The following is a 781-nucleotide window of genomic DNA, read 5'->3' on the forward strand; positions in this document are numbered from 1 at the left end:
ATCCGCCCGCGACCGGTCCAGCCCGGCCAGCGACGACTCGCCTGCGAGCTGACTGGTCGCCATCCCGACGAGTAACTCCGCGCCGCTGAGCCCCCGGTCCCGCTGCTTGATCGGCCCGATCCCCTCGTCGAGCGTCCCGACGATGTCGAGCCGGTCGACGAGCTTGGTCACCACGACCAGCCCAGCCACCCCCGTCGCCGTCGGATCCGGCGACCCGATCCGCACTCGCTCCCGCCGGCGCGGCACCGCCCCGCGGCCTGATCCCCACGACGACCCCATCCGGGGCGCTGGCTTCTGTGACGACTCGGCGCTGGGTATCGTGACCACCTGACGGGTGCTTTTCGCCTGGGATTCTCGGTTTGGTGTGGTAACCCCGATTTTCCCTGTGCGACAGGCACTCGCCCACTGTCTACAGCCAACATCCGGCCAACCCTGCGGCCCTACTGGCGGATGTACTAAAGGGAATCTAAGTAGCTGGACTCCGGCAGGCTCGTAACCTGCGCAGATGCATTTTCTCGGGTCCAGTAACCAGGATTCCCATTAGTAGGTCTGAGGGGGCGGGGATACAGCAATGTGCCCCCGCTACCCGACACGGCTGATCTTCAGGGTCTTATCGCGCCTGCGGGCCAGATGACGGTGACTGGGATGTTCTTAGCGTGCGCGTAGTCGATCACATCGGCTGTCCCGCCGGGTCCTCGGCTTGGTTGTCCGTCCCACACTGCGATCAGTTGATCAACCTTGTCGACCAGTAAGCGGCTGGCCTGCATGTGGGCGTCGGAGT

General features: G+C 65.2%; 1 protein-coding gene. It reads right to left on the reverse strand.

All coding sequences use genetic code 11. From position 1 onward, the window contains the following. A partial coding sequence (locus tag U9980_RS25975) for a hypothetical protein (RefSeq protein WP_322770335.1) occupies positions 1-189 on the reverse strand: 189 nt, incomplete at its 3' end. Between the last annotated feature and the right edge of the window lie 592 nt (positions 190-781).

It is taken from the genome of Protofrankia sp. Cr1 (genome assembly GCF_963555865.1).
GTDB lineage: Bacteria > Actinomycetota > Actinomycetes > Frankiales > Frankiaceae > Protofrankia.